This is a genomic window from Acidovorax sp. NO-1 (genome assembly GCF_000238595.1).
GTDB lineage: Bacteria > Pseudomonadota > Gammaproteobacteria > Burkholderiales > Burkholderiaceae_C > Acidovorax.
On the sequence record NZ_AGTS01000046.1, the window covers coordinates 20566 to 43269 of the forward strand.

The 22704-nt window shown below is 67.2% G+C and carries 20 protein-coding genes and 1 pseudogene; 8 read left to right on the top strand and 13 right to left on the bottom strand.

Annotated features, from left to right (window positions below):
• Positions 1–5 precede the first annotated feature (5 nt).
• A complete protein-coding gene (locus KYG_RS04540; RefSeq protein ID WP_008903655.1) occupies positions 6–983 on the top strand; it encodes a 2-dehydropantoate 2-reductase in 978 nt (325 codons plus the stop codon).
• Between the two features lie 73 nt (positions 984–1056).
• On the top strand, positions 1057–1680 hold the full coding sequence (locus tag KYG_RS04545) for a glutathione S-transferase family protein (protein WP_008903656.1): 624 nt from the start codon (positions 1057–1059) through the stop codon (positions 1678–1680).
• 75 nt (positions 1681–1755) lie between these two features.
• Here the strand turns inward: KYG_RS04545 and KYG_RS04550 are convergent, their stop codons facing one another.
• Positions 1756–3336 carry an ABC transporter substrate-binding protein gene (locus tag KYG_RS04550; protein ID WP_008903657.1) on the bottom strand — a complete coding sequence of 527 codons (1581 nt, stop codon included), beginning with the start codon at positions 3334–3336 and terminating at the stop codon, positions 1756–1758.
• Between the two features lie 88 nt (positions 3337–3424).
• Positions 3425–4033 (bottom strand): LysE/ArgO family amino acid transporter, encoded by a 609-nt coding sequence (locus KYG_RS04555; RefSeq protein ID WP_008903658.1) that lies wholly within the window; start codon positions 4031–4033, stop codon positions 3425–3427.
• Positions 4034–4111: 78 nt separating this feature from the next.
• Here KYG_RS04555 and KYG_RS04560 point away from each other — a divergent pair, with 78 nt between their 5' ends.
• Positions 4112–4999 carry a LysR family transcriptional regulator ArgP gene (locus KYG_RS04560; RefSeq protein WP_008903659.1) on the top strand — a complete coding sequence of 296 codons (888 nt, stop codon included), beginning with the start codon at positions 4112–4114 and terminating at the stop codon, positions 4997–4999.
• Here KYG_RS04560 and KYG_RS04565 read toward each other — a convergent pair.
• Together KYG_RS04565 and alr are read right to left on the bottom strand one after the other, a co-directional pair.
• On the bottom strand, positions 4988–5806 hold the full coding sequence (locus KYG_RS04565) for a hypothetical protein (protein WP_008903660.1): 819 nt from the start codon (positions 5804–5806) through the stop codon (positions 4988–4990). The two genes, KYG_RS04560 and KYG_RS04565, sit on opposite strands and share 12 nt — an antisense overlap.
• Positions 5807–6038: 232 nt before the next feature.
• A complete protein-coding gene (gene alr, locus KYG_RS04570) occupies positions 6039–7154 on the bottom strand; it encodes an alanine racemase (protein ID WP_008903662.1) in 1116 nt (371 codons plus the stop codon).
• Positions 7155–7311: 157 nt separating this feature from the next.
• Between alr and lplT the strand changes: the two genes are divergently transcribed.
• The 3 genes from lplT (at position 7312) to KYG_RS04585 (ending at position 10341) form a co-directional block, all read left to right on the top strand.
• The gene (gene lplT / locus KYG_RS04575; RefSeq protein WP_008903663.1) at positions 7312–8616 is read left to right on the top strand and encodes a lysophospholipid transporter LplT; all 1305 of its coding nucleotides are present in this window, start codon (positions 7312–7314) and stop codon (positions 8614–8616) included.
• 286 nt (positions 8617–8902) lie between these two features.
• The gene (locus tag KYG_RS04580) at positions 8903–9799 is read left to right on the top strand and encodes a DMT family transporter (RefSeq protein WP_008903664.1); all 897 of its coding nucleotides are present in this window, start codon (positions 8903–8905) and stop codon (positions 9797–9799) included.
• A 53-nt stretch (positions 9800–9852) separates the two neighbouring features.
• Positions 9853–10341: a glutathione peroxidase gene (locus KYG_RS04585; protein WP_008903665.1), complete on the top strand. Its 489-nt coding sequence runs from the start codon at positions 9853–9855 to the stop codon at positions 10339–10341.
• A gap of 107 nt (positions 10342–10448) precedes the next feature.
• On the opposite strand, the gene KYG_RS04590 is transcribed toward KYG_RS04585, so the two are convergent.
• The 3 genes from KYG_RS04590 to KYG_RS04600 form a co-directional block, all read right to left on the bottom strand.
• Positions 10449–11174 carry a YafY family protein gene (locus tag KYG_RS04590; protein ID WP_008903666.1) on the bottom strand — a complete coding sequence of 242 codons (726 nt, stop codon included), beginning with the start codon at positions 11172–11174 and terminating at the stop codon, positions 10449–10451.
• A 65-nt stretch (positions 11175–11239) separates the two neighbouring features.
• The gene (locus tag KYG_RS04595) at positions 11240–11779 is read right to left on the bottom strand and encodes a GyrI-like domain-containing protein (RefSeq protein ID WP_085942505.1); all 540 of its coding nucleotides are present in this window, start codon (positions 11777–11779) and stop codon (positions 11240–11242) included.
• A 222-nt stretch (positions 11780–12001) separates the two neighbouring features.
• Positions 12002–12820 carry a ProQ/FINO family protein gene (locus KYG_RS04600; protein WP_085942501.1) on the bottom strand — a complete coding sequence of 273 codons (819 nt, stop codon included), beginning with the start codon at positions 12818–12820 and terminating at the stop codon, positions 12002–12004.
• 151 nt (positions 12821–12971) lie between these two features.
• On the opposite strand from KYG_RS04600, the gene KYG_RS04605 reads away from it, so the two are divergent.
• Together KYG_RS04605 and KYG_RS04610 are read left to right on the top strand one after the other, a co-directional pair.
• Positions 12972–13985, top strand: coding sequence for an ABC transporter substrate-binding protein (locus KYG_RS04605; RefSeq protein WP_160165338.1), 1014 nt, complete (start codon positions 12972–12974; stop codon positions 13983–13985).
• Between the two features lie 171 nt (positions 13986–14156).
• Positions 14157–16487, top strand: coding sequence for a bifunctional diguanylate cyclase/phosphodiesterase (locus KYG_RS04610; RefSeq protein ID WP_008903671.1), 2331 nt, complete (start codon positions 14157–14159; stop codon positions 16485–16487).
• A gap of 13 nt (positions 16488–16500) precedes the next feature.
• Here the strand turns inward: KYG_RS04610 and glcF are convergent, their stop codons facing one another.
• From glcF to KYG_RS04640, 6 genes and pseudogenes are all read right to left on the bottom strand, one after another.
• Positions 16501–17763, bottom strand: a complete 1263-nt coding sequence (glcF, locus tag KYG_RS04615; RefSeq protein ID WP_008903672.1) for a glycolate oxidase subunit GlcF — start codon at positions 17761–17763, stop codon at positions 16501–16503.
• Positions 17764–17808: 45 nt separating this feature from the next.
• Positions 17809–18618, bottom strand: coding sequence for a YoaK family protein (locus KYG_RS04620; RefSeq protein ID WP_034693159.1), 810 nt, complete (start codon positions 18616–18618; stop codon positions 17809–17811).
• A 41-nt stretch (positions 18619–18659) separates the two neighbouring features.
• Positions 18660–19792: pseudogene (gene glcE / locus KYG_RS04625) on the bottom strand (glycolate oxidase subunit GlcE).
• Between the two features lie 221 nt (positions 19793–20013).
• Complete coding sequence (gene amt, locus KYG_RS04630) at positions 20014–21444, bottom strand: ammonium transporter (RefSeq protein ID WP_008903676.1); 1431 nt, start codon at positions 21442–21444, stop codon at positions 20014–20016.
• A 36-nt stretch (positions 21445–21480) separates the two neighbouring features.
• Positions 21481–21819: a P-II family nitrogen regulator gene (gene glnK / locus KYG_RS04635; RefSeq protein WP_008903677.1), complete on the bottom strand. Its 339-nt coding sequence runs from the start codon at positions 21817–21819 to the stop codon at positions 21481–21483.
• 44 nt (positions 21820–21863) lie between these two features.
• Positions 21864–22595 (bottom strand): TorF family putative porin, encoded by a 732-nt coding sequence (locus KYG_RS04640; RefSeq protein WP_008903678.1) that lies wholly within the window; start codon positions 22593–22595, stop codon positions 21864–21866.
• Positions 22596–22704: the final 109 nt, after the last annotated feature.

Genomic DNA, 22704 nt, shown 5'->3' on the forward strand with positions numbered 1-22704 from the left:
TAAGCATGAAAGCATGTATCTACGGCGCTGGCGCCATCGGCGGCTGGCTGGGCGTGGCCTTGGCGCAGGCGGACAACCCGGTCAGCATGGTGGCGCGTGGCGACACACTGCGCGCCCTGCAGGCCGAAGGGCTGCGCATGCGGCGCGCCGATGGCACGCTGGCGCAGGTGCCCGTCACCGCCCACAGCGACCCGGCAGCACTCGGCGTGCAAGACCTGGTGGTCATCGCCGTCAAGGCCCCGGGGCTGCCCGACGTGGCCCGCGCCTTGGCGCCGCTCATTGGGCCGAACACCATCGTGCTCACCGCCATGAACGGTGTGCCCTGGTGGTTTCTCGACGGCTTTGGCGGCGCGGCGCAGGGCCATGCCCTCGAATCGGTGGACGCAGGAGGCGTGATTGCCCAGGCCATCCCGGCGCACCACGTGGTGGGCAGCGTGGTGCACACCAGCTGCTCGCTGGAGGCACCAGGGTTCGTGAAGCAACACTTCGGCAACCGCCTCATCGTGGGCGAGCCGGACGGCAGCCGCAGCCCGCGCCTGCAGGCCCTCGCAGACACGCTGCAGCGCGGCGGCATCGATGTGGAGGTGAGCGACTGCATCCAGAAGGACATCTGGTTCAAGCTGTGGGGCAACCTGACCATGAACCCCATCAGCGCCCTCACCGGTGCCACCACCGACCGCATCCTGGACGACGACCTGGTGCGCGGCTTTGTGAGCGCGGTGATGCTGGAAGCCAAGGCCATCGGCGAAAAGCTGGGCCTACCGATCGACCAGCAGCCCGAGGACCGCCATGCCGTCACGCGCAAGCTGGGCGCGTTCAAGACCTCGATGCTGCAGGACGTGGAAGCGAACAAGCCCCTGGAGATCGACGCCCTGGTGGGCGCCGTGCGCGAGCTGGGGCAGATCACCCACACACCCACTCCGCATACAGATACGCTGCTGGGCCTGGTGCGGCTGATGGCCCGCACACGCCGCCTGTACTGAAGTTTGAATCAAATTGGCCGCCAGCGCTTATCCATCATGCGCTAACAGCTAGTATTTTTGTAGCATTTATCCAATGTCCAACCTCACGCTTTACTACACCCCTGGCACCTGCGCTCAGGCCGTGCGCATCGCTCTGGAAGAAGCGGGCGCCCCCTACGACCTGGTGCGCGTGGACTTCGGCGCTGGCCAGCAACGCACGCCCGAATACCTGGCGGTAAACCCCAAGGGCCGCGTACCCGCGCTGGTCACGCCGCACGGCACGCTGACCGAAACCCCGGCGCTGCTGGCCTATGTGGCGCAGAGCTTTCCCGAGGCGCGCCTGGCACCCGCCGACGCCCATGGCTTTGCGCGGATGCAGGAGTTCCACAGCTACCTTGCGTCCACCGTGCACATCGCCCATGCCCACCGCCCCCGCGCCAGCCGCTGGGCCGACGAGCCAGAGGCCCAGGCGGCCATGCAGCGCAAGGTGCCGCAGAACATGACGGAGTGCTTCCACCTCATCGAAAGCCACTACCTGCCGCAGGCGGACCAGGGCCCCTGGGTGATGGGCGGACAGTACACCGTGGCCGACGGCTACCTGTTCACCATCGGCACCTGGCTGCACAGCGACGGCGTGGACATCGCCCAGTTCCCGAAGGCGTTTGCACACACGCAGCGCATGCTGCAGCGCCCCGCCGTGCATCGCGCACTGGCCTGATACGCCACCTGCGGACGCAAAAAAGCCCCGGCGCTTCTGACTGAAAGCACCGGGGCTTTTTGTTGGCAACCGGGATCAGTTCACCTTCAGATACCGCCAGTCGATGCGGTTGTCGGCGCGGTGGATGATGTCCACCTTCTTGGTGCCCGCCCACGGAATCACCTGGTTGTACAGCGGGATGTGCGACACCAGTTCATGCTCCTTGATCAGCGCCTGCTCGATCAGGCCGTTGCGCGTGGCGGTGTCCGTTTCCTTCTTCACACGCTCGATCAGCGCATCCATCTGCGGGTCGGAGAACCGGCCCAGGTTGAAGTTGCCATCCCCACCCGCGCCCGTCGTGCGCACCAGCGACTGCAGGCTGTAGAACGCGTCAAACGTAGGCACACCCCAGCCCAGCAGGTAGATGCTGGCTTCGTTGCGCTGGATCATCGGGAAGTAGGTGGCAAACGGCAGCGAGCGCAGCTTGGCCTTCACGCCCACCTTGGCCCATTGCGAAGTGATGGCCTGGCACAGCTGCTCGTCGTTGATGTAGCGGCCGGCGCTGCAGGCAAAGTCCACCTCGAAGCCGTTGGGGTAGCCCGCGTCGGCCAGCAGCTTTTGGGCGGCCTTGGCGTCAAACGGGTAGCGCACGTCGGCCTTCTTGGTCCAGCCGTTGACCTGGTTGGCGATCAGCGCACCGGTGGGCTGGGCCAGCCCGCGCATCACCACGCGCTGGATGGACTGGATGTCGATGGCCTGGTACAGCGCCTTGCGCACGCGCTGGTCCTTGAGCGGGTTCTTGCCCTTCACGTCCGAGCCGGGCAGCTCCTCGCGGAACTGGTCCATGCCCAAAAAGATGGTGCGGTACTCGGGTCCTTCCAGCACCTTCAGGTTGGGCGTCTGCTTGATGCGCGCCAGGTCCTGCAGGCTGGGGTCGATCACGAAGTCCACCTCACCCGACAGCAGGGCGGCCGTGCGCGTGGCGTCGGCCTTGATGGGGGTGTAGACGATCTCGGTCAGGTTGGTGGGGTACTTGCCCTTGCCCCACCAGTTCGGGTTGGGCTCCAGCACCACGCGCTGGTCAGGCGTCCACTGCTTGAGCTGGTAGGGGCCGGTGCCCAGCGCATTGCGGTGGGCGTACGTTTCGTCCTTGGTCTTGATGTCCTTGGGCTCGACCGATTTGTTCTTTTCGGCCCAGGCCTTGCTCATGATGCGCAGCTCGGTCAGCTGGTTCACCAGCACCGGGTTGGGCAGGTCGGAGTGGATGTCGATGGTGTAGGCATCGACCTTTTCCACACGGTCAATGCCCTGGGTATAGACAGCGAAGTTGGAGCTTTTGGCCTTGGCCCGCTCCAGCGAGAACTTGGCGTCGTCGGCCGTGAACTCGCTGCCGTCGCTGAACTTCACGCCCTTGCGCAAGGTCAGGCGCAGCTGCGTGGGCTTGATCAGCTTCCACTCGGTGGCGAGCGAGGGCTCGGGCTTGAAGGTCTTGCTGTTGTATTCCACCAGCGTGTCGTACACCGCGCCGTGCATGGTGTTGTTCACACCCACGTTCTGGGTGTGGATGTCCCAGGTGGAAATGTCCACCGAGCGGGACCAGCGGAAGGTGGCGGACTGTACGGCCAGGGGCAGGGCCGCAACAACGGCGGCGGCCAGGAGAAGGTGTTTGAAGCGCATGGACGGGAGGATAGGCAAAAACGCCAATTAATGCTGAATGGTCAGACTATCCCCCAAGCGGCGCTTTTAGAAAACGAACTTATTCTTCTTAGCTTAGAGCCATCACCCCTGCCAGCACCAGCATGGTGGTGGCCGTCACCGCGTCAAGCACACGCCAGGCACGCGGGGTGGCAAACAGCGGTGCCAGCCAGCGCGCGCCCAGCCCCAGCCCTGTAAACCACAACGCGCTGGCCAATGCGCCGCCCGCTGCAAACGTCGCGCGGCCCAGGGCGGGATAGGGCGTGGCCATGGTGCCCAGCAGCACCACGGTGTCGAGGTAGACATGCGGGTTGAGCCAGGTCAGCGCCATCACGGTGGCGAGCGTGGTGCGCAGGCTGGCCCCGGGACCGCCAGCAGTCACCAGGAGCTGGCCGGGGCGCAGCACGCGCGCCGCCGTCTGCACGGCATACGCCAGCAGAAACAGCGCGCCCGCCCAGCGCATGAGCTGCGCCCACTCGGGCCGCGCCAGCAGCACCCCGCCCATGCCCCACACGCCCACCTGCAGCAGCACCGCATCAGACAGCGCGCACACCAGCACCACGGGCAGCACATGCTCGCGCCGCAGGCCCTGGCGCAGCACAAACGCGTTCTGTGCGCCGATGGCCATGATCAGAATGGCGGTGGAGGTGAACCCATGTAAAAACGCAGTGGTGCTCATGGGCACGCATTGTGGGCACGGCACGGTGGGTGGCGCCAGCTATACTTTTTAACGATCCGTCAGTATTTCTAACGCCACATGCTTCTTGACTCCGCCCAGCTCAACGCCTTTGCCACGGTGATCGACGAGGGCAGCTTTGAGCGCGCCGCCGCCGTGCTGCACGTCACGCGCTCGGCGGTGTCGCAGCGCGTGAAGCTGCTGGAAGAGCGTGTGGGCCAGGTGCTGGTGCGGCGCGCCACGCCCTGCACGGCCACCGAGGCGGGGCAGGCGCTGTACCGGCACGCCCGCGAAATTGCGCTGAGCGAGGCCGACGCGCTGGCCACGCTCGGCGGCGGGCAGCACACCTGCACGCGCCTGGCCATCGGGGTGAACGCCGACTCGCTGGCCACCTGGTTCCCCCACGCCATGGCCCAGGCGGCCGAAGGCCAGAGCATCACCTTCGACATCCATGTGGAAGACCAGGACCACTCGGCCAACCTGCTGCGCGAAGGCCGCGTGATGGCCGCCGTCACGGCCGACCCGCAGGCCGTACAGGGCTGCAAGGTGCTGCCGCTGGGCACGCTGCGCTACCGGGCGCTGGCAAGCCCTGCGTTCATGCAACGCCACTTCGCCCAGGGCGTGAATGCCGCCGCGCTCGCGCAGGCGCCCATGCTGGTCTTCAACCGCAAGGACGCCCTGCAGGCACGGTTTGTGGGGCGCATCACGCGCCGCAAGATCGCACCACCCGTGCACTGGTTGCCCGAGGCGCATGCCTTTGTGATGGCGGCGCGTGCGGGCCTGGGCTGGGGCATGGTCCCCGACCCCCTTGCGGACAACGACCTGCAGCGCGCCACCCTTGCGGAATTGATTCCCGGAAAACCCGTGGATGTGCCGCTGTACTGGCAGTATTGGCGCCTGAACGTGCAGGCGCTGCACCACATGACCGAGGCCGTGCGGCACGCCTCGGCCGCCGCCCTACGGGGCTGACAGAAAGCGCACCGCCTGCGGCAGCGACTGCACACCCGGCAGGAAATGGTCGAGCGTGGCCCCCAGCACCACGGCACAGATCAGCGCACCCAGCAGCGGTTTCCAGGTGAGCCGCACCGCGGCCATCAGCCAACCCTCGCGCTCCACACCCACCGCAGCGCGCGCCGTGGCCACCGAAAAAGCCAGCTCCACGGCCACGGTGAGCAGCACATCCCAGCCAAAGAAAAGCATGGCCAGCGAGCCCGCGCCAAAGATGAGTGCCGCACCGATGAGAAAGATGGCCACCACCGGCACGACCACGATGGCTCCATCGTCGGCGCTGCCAATGGCCTCCGCGGCGCTGCCCGCCACATCCCCGAGCACGCCGGTCTCGCTGCCCGAACCACTGCCGGAAAGCCCCTGCACCCACCCGCCGCCAAAATCGCCCGTCGCGCCGCCCCCACCAAAGTCGCCACCGCCGGTGCGCGGCAGCGGCATCTGGCCGCCACCCCCCGGCGACCCGCCGCGCGGCCAGGGCAGGTCCGGCAGGTCGAGGCTCACGTCGCCCTGGCTGTCACCGGACTTGCCCGCGTTTCGGCCCTCACGCACCAGCCTCGCCGCCCAGGCCCGCAGCACCAGCAGATACCCCAGGTATCCCACCGAAAGCGTGGCCAGGTACCGCAGCGCCAGCGACTCCACCCCCAGCAGCATCTGCACATGGGAGGTGGACCACATGATCAGCAGCGTGAAGCTGCCAATGAGCAGCCCGTGCCAGCGCAGGCTATAGCGCTGCTGCAGGGTGCGCGCCACGGTGCCGTGGTGCGGCATGCGCACCGATCGCCAGCTGGAGCTGCGTTGCGCCTCGCGGTTGCGGCTGTTCTTTGCGGTGCTGTGGGTACTGTTGCTGTTTCGATTGCGTTTGTCAGGGGTCGTGGCCATGGAGGGAGCGCTGGCAAAAAAGCGTGAAGGACTGTGAATGCGCACATTTCACACCACGGGCACGGCGCAGGGCTCCCTGCGCGATCCCCCGGGGTTGCCAGACCGTGAACTTCCAGGCGTTTCAGGCAGGCGCATCCACCGCCACAGGCACGCGCGGCGCCAGCGCGCACATCAGCTCGTACCCCACCGTGCCCGCCGCCTGCGCCACCTCGTCGACGGGCAGCACCACACCATTGCTGGCCCGCCCCCAGAGCGTGACCTCGCTGCCAAAGCCCACGTCCACACCCGCCTGCTGCAGTGGCGTCAGGTCCACGGTGACCATGTCCATGCTCACGCGGCCCACCAGCCGGGTGCGCACCCCGTTGACCAGCACCGGGGTGCCGGTGTCGCAATGGCGCGGGTAGCCGTCGGCATAGCCGCAGGCTGCGACCCCGATGGTCATCGGCCCTTCGGCCGTAAAGCGCGAGCCATAGCCGACCGTGTCGCCCGCCTGCAGCTGCTGCACGGCCAGCAGGCGGGTGGCCAGCGTCATCGTGGACTGCAGGGCCCAGTGGTCCGCATCGTTTTCGGGGAAATCCGGGGCGCTGCCGTACAGCACGATCCCGGCGCGCACCCAGTCGGAGCGCAGGCGCGCATCGGCATGGTGGCGCAGCGTGGCGGCGCTGTTGGACACGCTGCGCTCACCGGGCAGGTCCTGCGTCACCCCATTGAACACCTCGATCTGGTGGGCCACGCCCCGGGGGCCGTCCGCGTCGCTGAAGTGGGTCATGAACGAGATCTCGTCCACCTGCGGCAGCGCATTGAGCCGCGCCCACGCCGCGCGGTAGCGCTGGGGCGTGAAACCCAGGCGGTTCATGCCCGAGTTCATCTTGAGGAAAACCCGGTGCGGCACCTGGGTCTTGTGCGACGCCAGCATGTCGATCTGCTCGTCGCAGTGCACGGCGTGCCACAGCCCCAGGCGGGAACACAGCTCCAGATCGCGGGGCTCGAACACGCCTTCCAGCAGCAGGATCGGCCCGCGCCAGCCCAGTTGGCGCACGCGTTCGGCCTCGGCCAGGTCCAGCAGCGCAAAGCCGTCGGCACCTCGCAGGCCTTCGTACACCCGCTCGATGCCATGGCCGTAGGCGTTGGCCTTGACGACGGCCCAGACCCTGGCGTCCGGCGCGGACCGGCGCGCGCGCATCAGGTTGTGGTGCAGTGCGGTGGTGTGGATGGTGGCGTGGACAGGACGGGGCATGGAAAAGAACCAGGTGCAAACGGGCGGTTTACCGGGGAATACGCGCAGGATTCTGGCACTGCGGCCGTTTATCCGCGTGATATAACCGTCCGTCACTAGCGAGCGTATCCATATTTAACAGCGCATCAGCCGAACTGATGCAGCCTCCAGCCATTCGATGAAGCGCGGTTTTTACACCATCATGTCGGCGCAGTTTTTCAGCTCGCTGGCCGACAACGCACTTTTCGTGGCCGCCGTGGAGCTTCTGCGCACAGAAGGCGCCCCCGAGTGGCAGCGCGCCGCCCTGGTGCCCATGTTTGCCCTGTTCTATGTGGTGCTGGCGCCCTTCGTGGGCGCATTTGCCGATGCGCTGCCCAAGGGCAAGGTCATGTTTGTCAGCAACGCCATCAAGGTGGTGGGCTGCCTGATGATGCTGTTCGGCTCGCACCCGCTCATTGCGTATGCCGTGGTGGGGCTGGGCGCTGCAGCCTACTCGCCCGCCAAGTACGGCATCCTCACCGAACTGTTACCGGCATCGCAGCTGGTCAAGGCCAACGGCTGGATCGAGGGGCTCACCATTGCCTCGATCATTCTGGGGGTGCTGCTGGGCGGGCAGCTGGTGGGCCTGCAGCTGTCGGCGCTGCTGCTGAGCATTGATGTCCCGGGGCTCGACACCGGTGTGGACACCGCGGCAGAGGCCGCCATCGCCGCGCTGATCGTGGTCTACGCCGTGGCCGCCTGGTTCAACACCCGCATCCCCCACACCGGTGTGGAAATGCGCCCGCTGCGCGCTGATGCGTCGCGCTCCGTGCTGTCCAACGCGCTGAGCCTGCTGCCAGATTTCTGGGCCTGCAATGGCCGCCTGTGGCGCGACAAGCTGGGCCAGATTTCGCTGGCCACCACCACGCTGTTCTGGGGCGCCGGTGGCAACCTCAAGTTCATCGTGCTGGCCTGGGCCTCTGCAGCGCTGGGCTACAACACCACGCAGGCATCGGCCCTCACCGGTGTGGTGGCCATCGGTACGGCCGTGGGGGCGGTGGTGGCATCCATGCGCATGCGGCTGGACATGGCCACCAAGGTGATTCCGCTGGGCATCGGCATGGGGCTGTTGCTGATCCTGATGGTGTTCATCAGCAACATCTGGGTGGCCATTCCCTTCCTCATCCTGCTCGGTGGCCTGGGGGGTTACCTGGTGGTGCCGATGAACGCGCTGCTGCAGCACAGGGGCCACAACCTGATGGGCGCGGGCCGCTCGATTGCGGTGCAGAACTTCAATGAGCAGGCCTGCATCCTGGGCCTGGGCGCGTTCTACAGCCTGTCGCTCAAGCTGGGCCTGTCGGTGTTTGGCGCGATCATCACCTTCGGGCTCGTGGTGGCGGGCATCATGTGGATCATCCGTCGCTGGCACCAGCGCAACTGCATCCACTACCGCGACGAAGTGAACCACCTGCTGCACATTGCGCGGCACGATACGCACCACTGACTTCTGATTGCGAGGCCCCCCTGTGCGGCTCCGCCGCTTCCCCCGGAGGGGGACGCACCCGGTGGCCCGGAATCACGGAAGGCTCCCCCTGAGGCGCTGCGCGCCTTCCCCCTCTCTCGCTGCGCGGGAGGTGGACGCACCCCGTGGCCTGGCAGAGCCAGTTCCACGTGTGCACTGGTAGGGGAGCGTGCCAGTTTTAATGGCTGTGCTGCATGGAACTATTTGCTACACAATTGATAGCTATTGGCGCTCATCCATCAAGCGCTAGAGCCTGTTTTCACTCTCAATGCATTCTCCTCTGCCCTTTGCCGCCCTGCTGTTCAATGCTTTCGTCTGGGGCCTGGCGTGGTGGCCGTTTCAGCGCATGTACCAGGCGGGGCTGCATCCGCTGTGGGCCACGGCCTGCATGTATGCCGTGGTGCTGGTGGCGTTGCTGGCCTGGCGGCCGGGCATCTTGCAGCAGATGCGCGCGCACCCGCAGCTGTGGCTGCTGGCGCTGGCTTCGGGGCTGAACAACGTGGCCTTCAACTGGGCAGTGACCATTGGCGACGTGGTGCGCGTGATCCTGCTGTTCTATCTGATGCCCGCCTGGGCCGTGCTGCTGGCCTGGCGCATTCTGGGCGAGCGACCCACGCCGGCGGCACTGCTGCGCCTGGCGCTGGCCTTTGCGGGCGTGGTGCTGGTGCTGCTGCCCGAGGCCGCGCCCGCCGCGCGCCTGCTGCAGAACCTGAGCCTGGCCGACGGCCTGGCCCTGCTGGGCGGATTCATGTTTGCACTCACCAATGTTACGCTGCGCCGCCTGCACGCCGTGCCGGGGCCGGCCCGCATGGTCACCATGTTCGGCGGCTGCACGCTCATGGCACTGGTGGCGGCCGGCGTCGGGCTGCAGTTGGGAGTGGTGGAGCCGTTTCCGGCGCCCAACAGCACCTGGGTGGTCACCGGCCTGCTGCTGGCCGGTTTGCTGATGCTGGGCAACTGGGCGTTGCAGTTTGGCGCCGCACGCCTGGCCGCGGGCACCACGGCGCTCGTCATGCTGTCGGAGGTGATGTTCGCCAGCGTGTCATCGGCCCTGCTGGGTGCATCCACCCTGAGCACGCGCACCGTGCTGGGCGGCGGGATGATCCTGCTGGCATCGCTGCTCGCCGCACTGCAGTTTCGCCGACCCGGTGGTGCCGCGCACTAACTGGGAGCGCAGCCGCTACGATGGCGCGTCATCCCAACCAGGAGTTTTTCATCATGCCCACCAGCATCTACGACTTTGAAGCCCAGCAGATGAACGGGCAAACCGTGCCCCTGTCGCAGTACAAGGACAAGGTGCTGCTCATCGTGAACACTGCCAGCGCCTGCGGCTTCACGCCACAATTCGGTGGGCTGGAAGAGCTGCACAAGCAGTACGCCGACAAGGGGCTGGTGGTGCTGGGCTTCCCCTGCAACCAGTTCGGCAGCCAGGACCCCGGCAGCAACGACGAGATCGCCAGCTTCTGCCAGCTGAACTATGGCGTGAGCTTTCCCATGATGGCCAAGATCGACGTCAACGGGGCCGACGCCTCGCCGCTGTACAAATGGCTCTCCGCCGAAGCCCCTGGTTTGCTGGGCAGCAAGGCCATCAAGTGGAACTTCACGAAGTTCCTCGTCGGCAAGGATGGCCGCGTCATCCGACGCTACGCACCGCAGGATGCGCCCAAGAAACTGGCGGGGGACATTGAGGCGGCGCTGACACCATGATCGAGCACCCGACCCGCGTTCTCAACGTGCGCATCGCGGCCCGGTAGCTCTATCAGATGGGCCAGTCTGACGACGAAGTCTCTCTGATAAGGTGAACACACAGCATGTCATCGGCAGCGCGACGCCTCCTGAGGGAGCGTACCTCGCCCGACCATCTCCGCCTCCACCTTGCGCAGCAGGTCGGCCAGGGTCTTGCCGGGCTCGGGCTGGAAGTGTTCTTCCAGCACCACCAGGTCCACGATGCGGTCGATGCGAAAGCCCCGGAAGTCCCCGCGCAGTTCGCACCAGGCCGACAGGGTCCAGACCTTGCCCCAGTAAAAGCAGCCCAGAGGCCGCAGGCGGCGCTGGGTGGGGCGGCCCTGCACGTCAGCGTAATCAATGTGCACCATGTTGCGCGTGTGCACGGCCTCGCGCAGGGCTTGCAGGGTGGTGAGCGCGCGGGGGCCCAGACCCACGGCGGGGGCGTAGAGCGCCTGCGCCTCGGCGGCCACGCGGGCGGCGGGGGGCAGCACGGACAGGATCTTGCCCAGGGCGCCTTCCACCTCGCGCGCCAGGCCGGTGTCCAGCCAGGCCTGGGCCAGGCGGGCGGCGGCGACCAGCGCGTTGGCCTCGCCCTGGCTGAACATGAGGGGCGGCAGGTCGAAGCCGGCGCCCAGGCGGTAGCCCACGCCGGCCTCGCCTTCGATGGGCACGCCCTGGTGCTGCAGGTCGGCCACGTCGCGGTAGATGGTGCGGGCCGACACCTCCAGCCGCTCGGCCAGGAAGGCGGCTGTGGACAGGCGCCGCCCGCGGATGAGCTGCACGATCTGAAACAGGCGGTCAGCGCGGCGCATGGTGGGGAGGTGAGACTTTTGGTGTTTTTTGGCGCCAGCGCTTGTCCATCAAGCGCTGGCAGCTATCATTTTTGCATGAGTTGCCTGCTATGCACAGGGGGCTCCGTGGTGGCAGCGCTTTGCTGCATGCAACAGCTCGCATCGCCCACGATGCCGATGTGAATGGCCACCTGGTCGGGGCCGCTGTAGGCCTCGAAATCAGTGCCAAACCGCCGCTGCACCTGGGGATTGCGCGCAAAGTAGGCCCAGATGGCGCCCCAGGTGTCGATCACCATCTGCGGCATGGGGCCCGCGCTGGTGAACACCAGGTAGGTGCCGGCCAACACGGGCGTTATGCGGATCTTTTCGCCGCCCACATCGCCCGCCGCGCCTGCGCCGGGGTCGGTGGCCACGCCCACGGTGACGTCGAAAGCGCCGTGGGCGTCGGACTCGTACGCGCTGTAGACGCCGAAGAGGCGCCCGTCATGGCCGGCGGCGGGCAGGTGGCGCTCCCAGCTGTGGCTGAAAAACCGGTCCCATAGGGCGCCGATGCGGGCGGTGGCGGGGTCGTTCTCGTCACTGTTGCGGGTGCGCACAGACAGGCCGGTGACCTGGAAGGCGTCGATGTGAACAGTGTGGGGGCCGGACGCGGACTCGGCAGCAAGTTCGGCCGGGGGAAGGCAGTGGCGGTGGACGTGTGCATGGGCGTTTCGCTTTCTCTCTCTGTTTGGGGGACCGGGAGAGGGATGCTCGCGCCGTGCTGCTGACAACCTGGTGTCAGCAGCCTGGCACGGCTTGCGCGGTGTCGCCTGTGGCCCACACCGTCCCGCAGGGCAGCGGGTGCTGGGCTACTGGGCGGGTTCGGTGGTTGCAGCAGCCGCTGCCTGCGCTTGCGCAGCCTGGCGCCGGCGTGCGCGCTCGAGCTGCTGGCCCACGGTGCGGGCCACCATGCCGTACATGTCGGCAAAGGCTTCCAGCGTCTGGCCGCTGGCTTCAAAGGCGCGCAGCAGGGCTTCGTCCTTGGCGTTGCGGGCAGACCATTCGGCAAAAGCCTCCTCCAGGAGGGCGTTGGCGGCGTCGTCGCGGCCGTGCACAAGCTCGGTGTACGCCTCGCGCGTGAGGCCCGAGGCTTCAAACGCCGCGATCATGCGGTTGCGCAGCTTGGGCAGCAGGTCTTCCGTGCTGCGGGCTTTGCGGCGGCGATAGACCTCCAGCAGCGCGTGGTGCACGTGTTCGGGCGCCATGTCTTCCACTGGCTCGCCTTGCAGGTCGTGGCGCTTGTCACCCGCGGCCACGCTTTGCAGGTAGCGGGTGGAGCGGGTGTGCAGGCCCAGCGCAACCTTCAGCGCATCACGCTCGAAGACGTCCGGGTGGGCGGCCAGCAGGTCTTGAAAGATGCCCCGCTTGAGCGGGCGGAACACCGCGCCGAACAGGTGCGGGTAAAAGCCGGCAAGTTGCTCCAGAACAGGGTGCGGCGCCTTGGACTGCGACGGGGCGGCACCGGCCGCAGGGCCCGCCTTGGCGCCGTTGCCCACCTCGTGCGCCGGCTTTCGCCGACCGCCTCGGCGTGCACGGGGATCACGGGGAGCACCGGCAGCAGCAATAGCATCCGAAGATGCGGGAGAGGAATCAGAAGCGGGGGAGGCAGGCGAAGAATCGACGGACATGGTCTGGGCAATCAAGCGGCAGGCGCTGCTGCAGGGCGGGAAGGACAATCCCGGATCATCCCAGATTTCCGTTCGGGGCCGGGCAAGCCCCCTCCCGGCTGATCGCATGCGGGGTGCACACACTTCGTCACACTCGCTTACCATTCTGGCCATGCCACCCTCTGTGCACCTTCCCGCAGACCCCCTGGCGCGCTGCATCGGGTGGCGCAGGTTCTGCGCCATCCTGGCCCTGGCAGGTAGTGCGGCATGGTTGACGGCCTGCGGCCCGCGCTACGACCCGCCACTCGCAGTGGGCACCAACACCTGGACGGGTTACGAGCCGCTGTACCTGGCGCGCGACCTGGGCCTGCACGACGGTCTGCCGGTGCGGCTGGTGGAGCTGGGGTCCACCACCCAGAGCATGGATGCGCTGCGCACGGGGCAGTTGGGCATGGCCGGTTTGACACTGGACGAAGCCCTGACGCTGGCCCAGGAGGGAATTGCGCTGAAAGTGGTGTGGGTGATGGATGTATCCAGCGGTGCCGACGCACTGGTGGTGCGCCCTGGCCTGGCCGACCTGAGCGACCTGCGCGGCAGCAAGGTGGGTGTGGAGCAGACCGCTGTCGGAGCCTACATGCTGCAGGCGGCCCTGCGCATGGCGGGGCTTGCATCCGCGGACATCACCGTCGTGCCCCTGCCAATGGATGAACACCTCTCGGCCTGGCGCGATGGGCGGGTGGATGCGCTGGTGACGTTTGACCCGGTGCTGCAGGTGCTGCGCGGAAGCGGTGCCAAGGTCCTGTTCGACAGCCGCGAGATCCCCGGAGAAATCGTGGACGTGCTGGTGGCGCGCAAGGAGGCTCTGGACTGCTGTTCGCAACACATTGCACAGCTGCTGCAAGCCCACCAGCGTGCACTGGGGCACCTGGCCACTGCCCGGGAAGACGCGCTGCAGCGCATGACACCGCGCCTGGGCCTGACGCCTGCCGAGATGGATGCGGCACTGGGTGGCATCGAGCTGCCCGACGCAGCCGCCAACCGCACCTTGCTGAGCGGGCCCAATGCCCGGCTGGCCAACTCAGCGCAGCGCCTGGCTGCCAACATGCGTGAACAGGGCCTGCTGCACCGCGCTGTGGATGCGGCGTCGCTCATTGACGACCGCTTTGTGCGCGGCAACACCCGATGAGCGCGCCCCAGAGCACCTTGCGCCCTGTGCGCCCTGTGCGCGTTTTCAGGTTGCGGTTGTGGCTGCCGCTGTCACTGGTTCTGGCCAGCGCGGTCGTGTTTGCAATGTTCGTGGTGGCACAGCGGCACCACTACACCCGCGAGCTGGAGCACTTTGCCAACAGCACGGCGCATGCGGAACTGCTGGAAACCCAAAAGCGCGCTGGAAACCGTGCTGCGCCGCGGCGATGGCAGCGGCACCGAAGGCGTGGTGTCACATCTGGGGCTGAACCCGGTGATCGCGTACGCGGCGCTCCTGGGCCCCGATGGCAAGGTGGTGGCAGCCACCCGATTTGCCTGGAAAGGCCAGCCGGCCGCCGGCCTGGTGCCGGGTTTCACCGAAGACTCGGCCCGCCAGGTGCGCGAGGCCCAGCGGGAGGTCTTGAGCCTGGATCGCGCCCAGTTGCGGCTGACCGCACTGGCGCCCGTCACCCTGGCATTGCAGCCCGGTGAAATGCGTGCCACGCGACAGGGACTGCTGTGGATTGACTACGACCTGCGCCCGGTGGCCGCCCAGACCTGGGGTCAGATCCAGCGGCAAGGCCTGGCGCTCGCTGCGGCCGTTTTGCTGGCCGCACTGGGTCTTCTGGAACTGGCACGGCAGGGCATCTTGCGGCCGGTGGCGGCATTGCGCGCCGGCATGCAGCGCATCGGCGCTGGCGACTATACCGATCTGCCCCAGTGGTGCGGCCAGGGTGAATTCGGTGAGCTGGGGCACGCCATGGAACGCATGGCGGCCGAAATCCAGGCGCGCAACACGGCACTGGCCGAAAGCGAGGCACGCTTTCGCCAGCTGTCTGACGCTGCCTTCGAGGCGATCATCCTGCACGAGAGCGGACGGGTCACCGATGCCAACTCTGCCGCCGAGCGGCTGATGGGCGTGGCCCCTGGCGGCCTGATTGGCACGGCCGTTCTGTCGTGGGTGGCGCCCTCGTATGTTGAAGTCATCCAGCAACGCATGGCGCATGGCGCCGAGGGCATCTGGGAGGTGGGCCTCATCGACTCCAACGGGCAGATCATCCCCTGCGAATGCAGTGTCCGCATGCAGCAGCTGGGCACACGGCAGGTGCGCGCGGTGGCTGTGCGCGACATCCGCACCCGGCTGGCGGCCGAGGCGGAAATCCGGCGGCTGGCCCATTTCGATGCACTGACCGGGCTGAGCAACCGCCGCTTTCTGCTGGAGCAAGTGGAGCAGGCACTTGCCACCGCGGGTGCGCAATCGCGCCGCGCTGCTTTGGCGGCCATCAACATCGATGCTTTTCAATCGGTGAACGATTCGCTGGGGATGGCTGCGGGTGACACCGTGCTGCGCACGCTGGCGCAGCGCATGAGCGCGCTGCAGCGGCAAGGCCAGACGCTGGCCCGCGTGGATGGCGACACCTTTGCCCTGCTGCTGTGCGACCTGCCGGGCGATCTGAAGGATGCGTCGGCCGAGGCCGCACGCTGCATCGAACGAGTGCTGGCTGCGATTGCCGAGCCCGTGCAAGTGCAAGGCCATACGCTGCACCTGTCGGCCGGAGCGGGGGTGGTGATGATCCCGAATGACAGCCGTGATGCCCCCGAGCTGCTGCGCGAAGCGGAGACGGCCATGCACCGCGCCAAAAATGCAGGTGACAGCCGCGTACAGTTTTTTGCGCACGCACTGCAAGAAGCCGCCAGCGAGCGCCTCGCATTGCGCAACGACCTGCGCCGCGCACTCCAGTCCGCCCCGGTGCCTCTGGTGCTGCACTACCAGCCGCAGCTCAACGCGCTGGGTCAACTGGTCGGCGTGGAGGCGCTGGTGCGCTGGCAAGACCCGCAGCGGGGTCTGGTGTCACCGACGCAGTTCATCCCGGACGCCGAAGCCAGTGGCCTGATCGTGCCGCTGGGCCATTGGGTGCTGGAGGAAGCTTTCGGCGCCCTGCACCGCTGGCAAACCGACCCGGCCTGCAGCAGCTGGGCCAGAGACCTCACGATGGCCGTGAACGTGAGCGCTCGCCAGTTCCGCGAGCCCGATTTCACCGGCCGCGTCGAGAACCTGGTCTCGCTCCTGGGCATCAGCGCGGCCTCGCTCGAGCTGGAACTCACCGAGAGCGTGCTGGTGGACGACCTGGAAGCGACCCTGGAGAAAATGGCCCGGTTGCGACGCCATGGCATGCGCTTTGCGCTGGACGACTTTGGCACGGGGTACTCCAGCCTGGCATACCTCAAGCGCCTGCCCATCGACGTGCTCAAGATCGACCGGTCTTTCATCATGGACATCGACGCGCCCGAACAAAGTGGCGAGGGCAAGCGCCCGGCCGTGCTGATCGACGCCATCGTGGCCATGGCCCACCAGCTGGACCTGCGCGTTCTCGCCGAAGGGGTGGAAACAGATGCCCAGCGCGACCGCCTCAGGCGCTCGGGGTGCGACCTGTTCCAGGGCTACCTCTTCAGCCGTCCCCTGCCCGAAGCCGAACTGCGCGCCTGGGCTGCCAGGCGGTGAGTGCGCTGGCCCGTCAGCCCTGGCGGGAGGAAACCAGCGCCTCGTCCAGCACCTCCACCCAGTGGCGCACGGGCGTGGCCGTGCCGCTTTGCAGGTGGGTGATGCAGCCGATGTTGGCCGACAGGATGGTGTCCGGGGGCTGTTCGCCAAAGGCCTCGTTCAAATGGCCCAGTTTGCGGTCGCGCAGCTGGTACGACAGCTCGGGGTTCAGCACCGAATACGTGCCGGCGGAACCGCAGCACAGGTGCGCCTCGTTGCGGGCCACGCGCAGCCTGAAGCCGAGTTGCGCCAGATGCGACTCCACCCCGCCGCGCAGCTTCTGGCCGTGCTGCAGGGTGCAGGGCGGGTGGTAGGCGTACAGCACGTCGGACGGCGGCACGCGGCCGCGCAGCGTGCGGGCCAGCTCGGGCAGCATGGCGGGCAGCAGCTCCGACAGGTCGCGCGTGAGGGCGCTGATGCGCTCGGCCTTGGCCGCGTATGCCGCATCGTCCCTCAGGATGTAGCCGTATTCCTTGACGGTGACGCCGCAGCCCGAGGCGTTCATGACGATGGCCTCCACCCCGCCCTGCTCCACCAGGGGCCACCACGCATCGATGTTGGCGCGCATCTCCGCCATGCCGCCTGCCTGGTCGTTGAGGTGGAACTTGACGGCGCCGCAGCACCCGGCCTTGGGCGCGATCACGGTCTGGATGCCCACCGCGTCGAGCACTCTGGCCGTGGCGGTGTTGATGTTGGGCATCATCGCGGGCTGCACGCAGCCCGCCAGCATGAGCACCTTGCGCGCATGTTCGCGTGTGGGCCAGGCGCCGGCGTCCTGGGCGGCGGGCACCTTGGCTTTCAAAGAGGCGGGCAGCAGGCCGCGCACCATTTGCCCGGCCTTCATGGCGGGGGCGAACAGCGGCGAGGGCAGGCCTTCCTTCAGCGCCCAGCGCAGGGCTTTTTCGCCCACGGGGCGGGGCACTTTTTCATCAACGATCTTGCGGCCGATGTCCACCAGGTGGCCGTACTGCACGCCGCTGGGGCAGGTGGTTTCGCAGTTGCGGCAGGTCAGGCACCGGTCCAGGTGCATCTGGGTCTTGCGGGTGGGCTCGTCGCCTTCGAGCACCTGCTTGATGAGGTAGATGCGGCCGCGCGGGCCGTCCAGCTCGTCGCCCAGCAGCTGGTAGGTGGGGCAGGTGGCGGTGCAAAAGCCGCAGTGCACGCATTTGCGCAGGATGGCTTCGGCCTCCAGGCCATCGGCGCGGGCGGCGTATTCGGGGGAGAGTTGGGTTTGCATGGGGTGCGGCCTGGACGGGTACCAAATGGGGGGAGCAAAGCAGGTTCAGCGCATGGCCGGTGGGTCGGGCGGCGGGTCCAGCGGCAGGCCCGATGCCGGCAGCTTGCGCAGCGGATGGCGCAAGCGCGCACGGTCGGCCCACAGCGGCGGCAGCGACAGGGCCAGCAGCACCAGCGCCAGCGGCACCACAAACACGAAGCCGACATGCTTGAACCCCGCCGCGCCCGCAATGCCGCCCACCAGAAACATGGCCAGCAGCCCCGCAAACAGCCGCAGCCGCGCCTGGTTGGCGCGCACCTGCGATTCGGGGGCGGTGCCGGTGCGGTTCCAGTACAGCATCTTGCCCAGCTCGATGCCCAGGTCGGTCACCACGCCGGTCATGTGGGTGGTGCGGATCTGGGACGAGGACATCTTGGTCACGGTGGCGTTCTGCAGGCCCATGATGAAGGACAGCAGCAACACGGTGGTGGGCACGGCAAACGGCGTGCGCCAGTTGAGCGTGATGGCGCCCACCAGGCCAAACACCAGCATCAGCACTGCCACCACCAGCAGCGGCAGTGCGTAGCTGCTGTGCAGCTTGCGCTGGCGCGCCCAGTTCACCATCACGGCGGTGGTGGCAGCGCCGCTCACAAACGCCAGCAGCGCCCCCACGGCGCCCAGCACCAAAGCCATGTTGCCCAGCACCAGGTTGTCGGCCAGCATGGAGACGAAGCCCGTCATGTGCGAGGTGTACAGGTGCACCACCAGAAAGCCCCCGGCATTGACCGCTCCGGCGTTGAAGGCCAGCAGCAGGCCAAGCACCCGGTTGCTGGCGACCGTGCGGCGGTGTCCGGTGAGGTGGCGCAAGCGTCGCATGAGATGCGTGAAAAGGGCCCGGCGGTTCGCGGCAGCCGCTGTCACCAGCCCGGCGCCATGCGGCCGGGGTTGAAGATGCCCGCCGGATCGAAGCTGCGCTTGAGCCGGGCGTGGATCTGCTCCAGCGCCGGGGATTTGAGATCAAATTGGCCTCCAGCGCTTGTCCCACTTGCGCCAGCAGCTACAAAAACAGAAGTACTGCCACCCACTGCATCGGCAGCGGCGCGCAGTGCGTCACCTGCGGATTCAGGCGCCTGCACCCAGCGCAGGGCGCCATGCCACTCCACCAGGGGCTGCGCACCGGCAGGCAGGGTCAGCACCGGCGCCGTGGCGGGCACCGACAGGCGCCACAGGGCATGGTCCGGGTGCTGGGCACGGGCGGCAAACCAGGGCAAGGTCTGCTCGCGGCAGGCTGCCCAGTCGGGGGCCACGGTGGCGTTGTCCAGCCGCGTGCCGCCCATGCTGCGGCATGCGGCCTCCACCGCCGCCACGGCGCCACGCAGACGCACATACAGCGTGCCCGCGCCCGCCGTGCCATCGTTCACCCAGCAGCTGGCATTGAGCGGCAGGGGCTGGCCACCCCAGGCGTGCAGCTTGCGCAGCGCGTCGGCCTGGTTGCAGTCGTCAAAGCGCAAGGTGGCCTCGCCGGGCGGCACGGGCAGCACCTTGAGGCTCACTTCGGTCAGCAAGCCCAGAGTGCCCCAGGCCCCTGCCATGAGGCGCGACACGTCGTACCCGGCCACGTTTTTCATGACCTGGCCGCCAAAAGTCAGTAGCTCGGCCCGGCCGTTGAGCAGCGTGACGCCCAGCAGATAGTCACGCACCGCCCCCACGCTGGCACGCGCGGGGCCCGACAGGCCTGCGGCCACCATGCCGCCCACCGTGGCTCCCTCAGCGGGGGTCCTTGCGAAATGGGGGGCTCGAAGGGCAGGCACTGGCCCTGCTCGGCCAGCGCGGCTTCCAGCTCGGCCAGCGGCGTGCCCGCGCGCACGGTGACCACCAGCTCGCTCGGCTCGTAGCTCAGGATGCCGCGCAGCACGCGGGTATCGAGTACGTCGCCCTGGAGCGCATGGCCCCAGAAATCCTTGGTTCCACCCCCCCGAAGGCGCAGCGGTGTCTGGTCGGCGGCAGCGGCGCGCACGCGGTCGGTGATCTGGGCAAGGGCAAAGTCCATGCCTTGCATCGTAGCGGCAGCCGTGTTCAGGGTGGCGGGGCGGGGGTGTGAATTTTTTGAACAGCGCGCGTGCAAATGGCTGAGCCCCCCCACAGACCAAAAGAAGCCCGCCGTGTGTAGCGGCGGGCCCGTTCAATCCCCAGGGGGAGCAACTCGCTGGTTCTTCTTGCAACGCTGCGGTGCCACCAGACACCGCAGCGCGTTGGGCGCAGGGCCGAGGATCAGCGGTTGTACGCTGTCTCGCCGTGCGAGGTGATGTCCAGACCTTCGCGTTCGGCTTCTTCCGAGACACGCAGGCCCACCAGCAGATCAGCGATCTTGTAGGCGATGAAGGCCACCACGCCAGACCACACGATGGTGAACAACACGCTCTTGACCTGGATCCACACCTGGGCGCCCATGGCGAAGGTGTCGGGGGCCAGGCCGCCGGTGCCGCCCAGGCTTTGCGCGGCAAACACACCGGTCAGGATGGCACCCACGATGCCGCCCACGCCGTGCACGCCGAACACGTCAAACGCGTCGTCCACGTTCAGCAGGCGCTTGAGGCCACTCACACCCCACAGGCAGACCACACCGGAGATCAGGCCGATCACGATGGAACCCATGGGGCCCACGAACCCGGCCGCTGGCGTCACGGCCACCAGGCCCGCCACCGCACCAGAGGCCGCGCCCAGCATGGAGCCCTTGCCCTTGTGCAGCGCTTCGCCGGCGATCCAGGACAGCGTGGCGGCTGCAGTGGCCAGCACGGTGTTGATGAACGCCAGACCGGCGTTGGCGTTGGCAGCGCCGGCAGAGCCTGCGTTGAAGCCGAACCAGCCCACCCACAGCAGCGAGGCACCCACCATCGTCAGCGTCAGGCTGTGGGGCGTGAGGGCTTCCTTGCCGTAACCGATGCGCTTGCCCACCATGTACGCGCCCACCAGGCCGGCGATACCGGCGTTGATGTGCACCACGGTGCCGCCGGCAAAGTCCAGCGCGCCATCGGCTGCCAGCAGGCCGCCACCCCACACGATGTGGGCCATGGGCACGTAGCTGAAGGTGAACCACAGCACCGAGAAGATGAGCACGGCGGCGAACTTGATGCGCTCGGCAAACGAGCCCACGATCAGTGCCACGGTGATGGCGGCAAACGTGCCCTGGAATGCGATGAACACGTACTCGGGAATGGTGGCCAGCGCACCAAAGGTCTCCTGGTTCACGCCCTTGAGGAAGATCTTGTCCAGCCCGCCCAGGAACTTGCCTTCGCCCGAGAACGCCAGGCTGTAGCCATAGATGGCCCACAGCAGCGACACCAGCGAGAAGACCACGAACACCTGCATCAGCACCGACAGCATGTTCTTGCTGCGGCCCAGGCCGCCGTAGAACAGCGCGAGGCCGGGGATGGTCATGAGGATCACAAGCAGCGTGGAGGTCAGCATCCAGGCGGTGTCGCCGGAGTCGATCTTGGGCGCAGGCGCTTCAGCGGCAGCAGGTGCCTCGGCCGGAGCCGCTTGGGCAGCAACCGGGGCTGGTGCGGGTGCGGCAGCAGGGGCCTCGGCGGCGGCCGGGGCTGCCACAGCAGCGTCGGGCGCAGCGGGCGCCTGGGCCAGGGCTGCAGAGCCGAAGGACAGCAGACTGAGCCCGAGAATGAAGGAAGCAAACAGTTTTTTCATGGCGTTTCTCTTCTTGGATGGTTTGCGGCCGGGCCTTTACAGGGCTTCCTTGCCGGTTTCGCCAGTGCGGATGCGCACCACCTGCTCCAGGTGGGTCACGAAGATCTTGCCGTCGCCAATCTTGCCGGTGCGGGCGGCGCTTTCGATCGCTTCGATCACGCGGTCCACCAGGTCGTCGGCAATGGCCGCCTCGATCTTCACCTTGGGAAGAAAGTCCACCACGTACTCGGCACCGCGATACAGCTCGGTGTGGCCCTTCTGGCGGCCAAAGCCCTTCACCTCGGTCACTGTGATGCCTTGCACGCCGATGTCCGAAAGCGCTTCACGCACCTCGTCCAGCTTGAAGGGCTTGATGATGGCTGTCACCATTTTCATTTTCGATTCCTCCGGAACGGGCGCAGCGCGCCCATGGGGTTTGCTTACAGGGTTTTGGTCAGCGTGACGATCACGCGCGACTTGTTGACATCGCCAAAGTAGGCCTTCTTGTTGGCGCCCACCACGGCCGCGCCGAGCGAGAGGCCGTCACCGAAGTCATACGCGCCGCCCACGCTGTAGTCCATGTAGTTGGGTACGCCCTGGTCCTTGATGTCGCTGGAAAAGCGCGTGAAGCCCACCGTGGCCTTGACCGTGATGCTGGGCGCCACTTCGTGCGCAAACGTGAAGCCCAGGTAGCCGGTGTTGCGGCCCTTCAGGCCCGAGCCCGCCTTGGCGCCGGCCCAGCCGAAATAGTCCTTGGAAACGGTGTGCGAGTACTTGGCGCTGAAAGGGCCGAAGCTCACGCCGCCGTACAGCTCGGTGGTGTTGCCGGAGCTGTTGCCGGGGTAGATGTAGGTGAGCGCACCCACGTCCAGGTCCACATCGCCGGCCTTGAACTTGTAGCCGCCGTACAGGTCGGCCTCGAGCGAGTTGTTGGCAAGCCAGTCGACGCTGGAGTTCCAGTTGCCGACATACCAACCGGTGTCGCCGAAGGCGTAGTCAAAACCGCCCTGCAGCGCGGGCTTGACGGCCTTGGACCTGGAGGCATCTTGGTCCTGGCCCCGGAACTTGTAGTTGGTGGTCAGGCTGACGTTGCCGCTGAGCTGGGCGTGGGCCAGCAGGGGCAGGGTTGCCACAAGGGCAACGCCGAGGGTCTTGATGATGGCGCGGGTCATGTTTCCTCCGGGTGGGACAAAGTAGGGACAAGCCCTTTAAGCACGGACCGTGCCACGCGCCGGTGCATGGCCCGCTCCCCGTTGCGTTGCGTTACAGCGAACCCCGCTA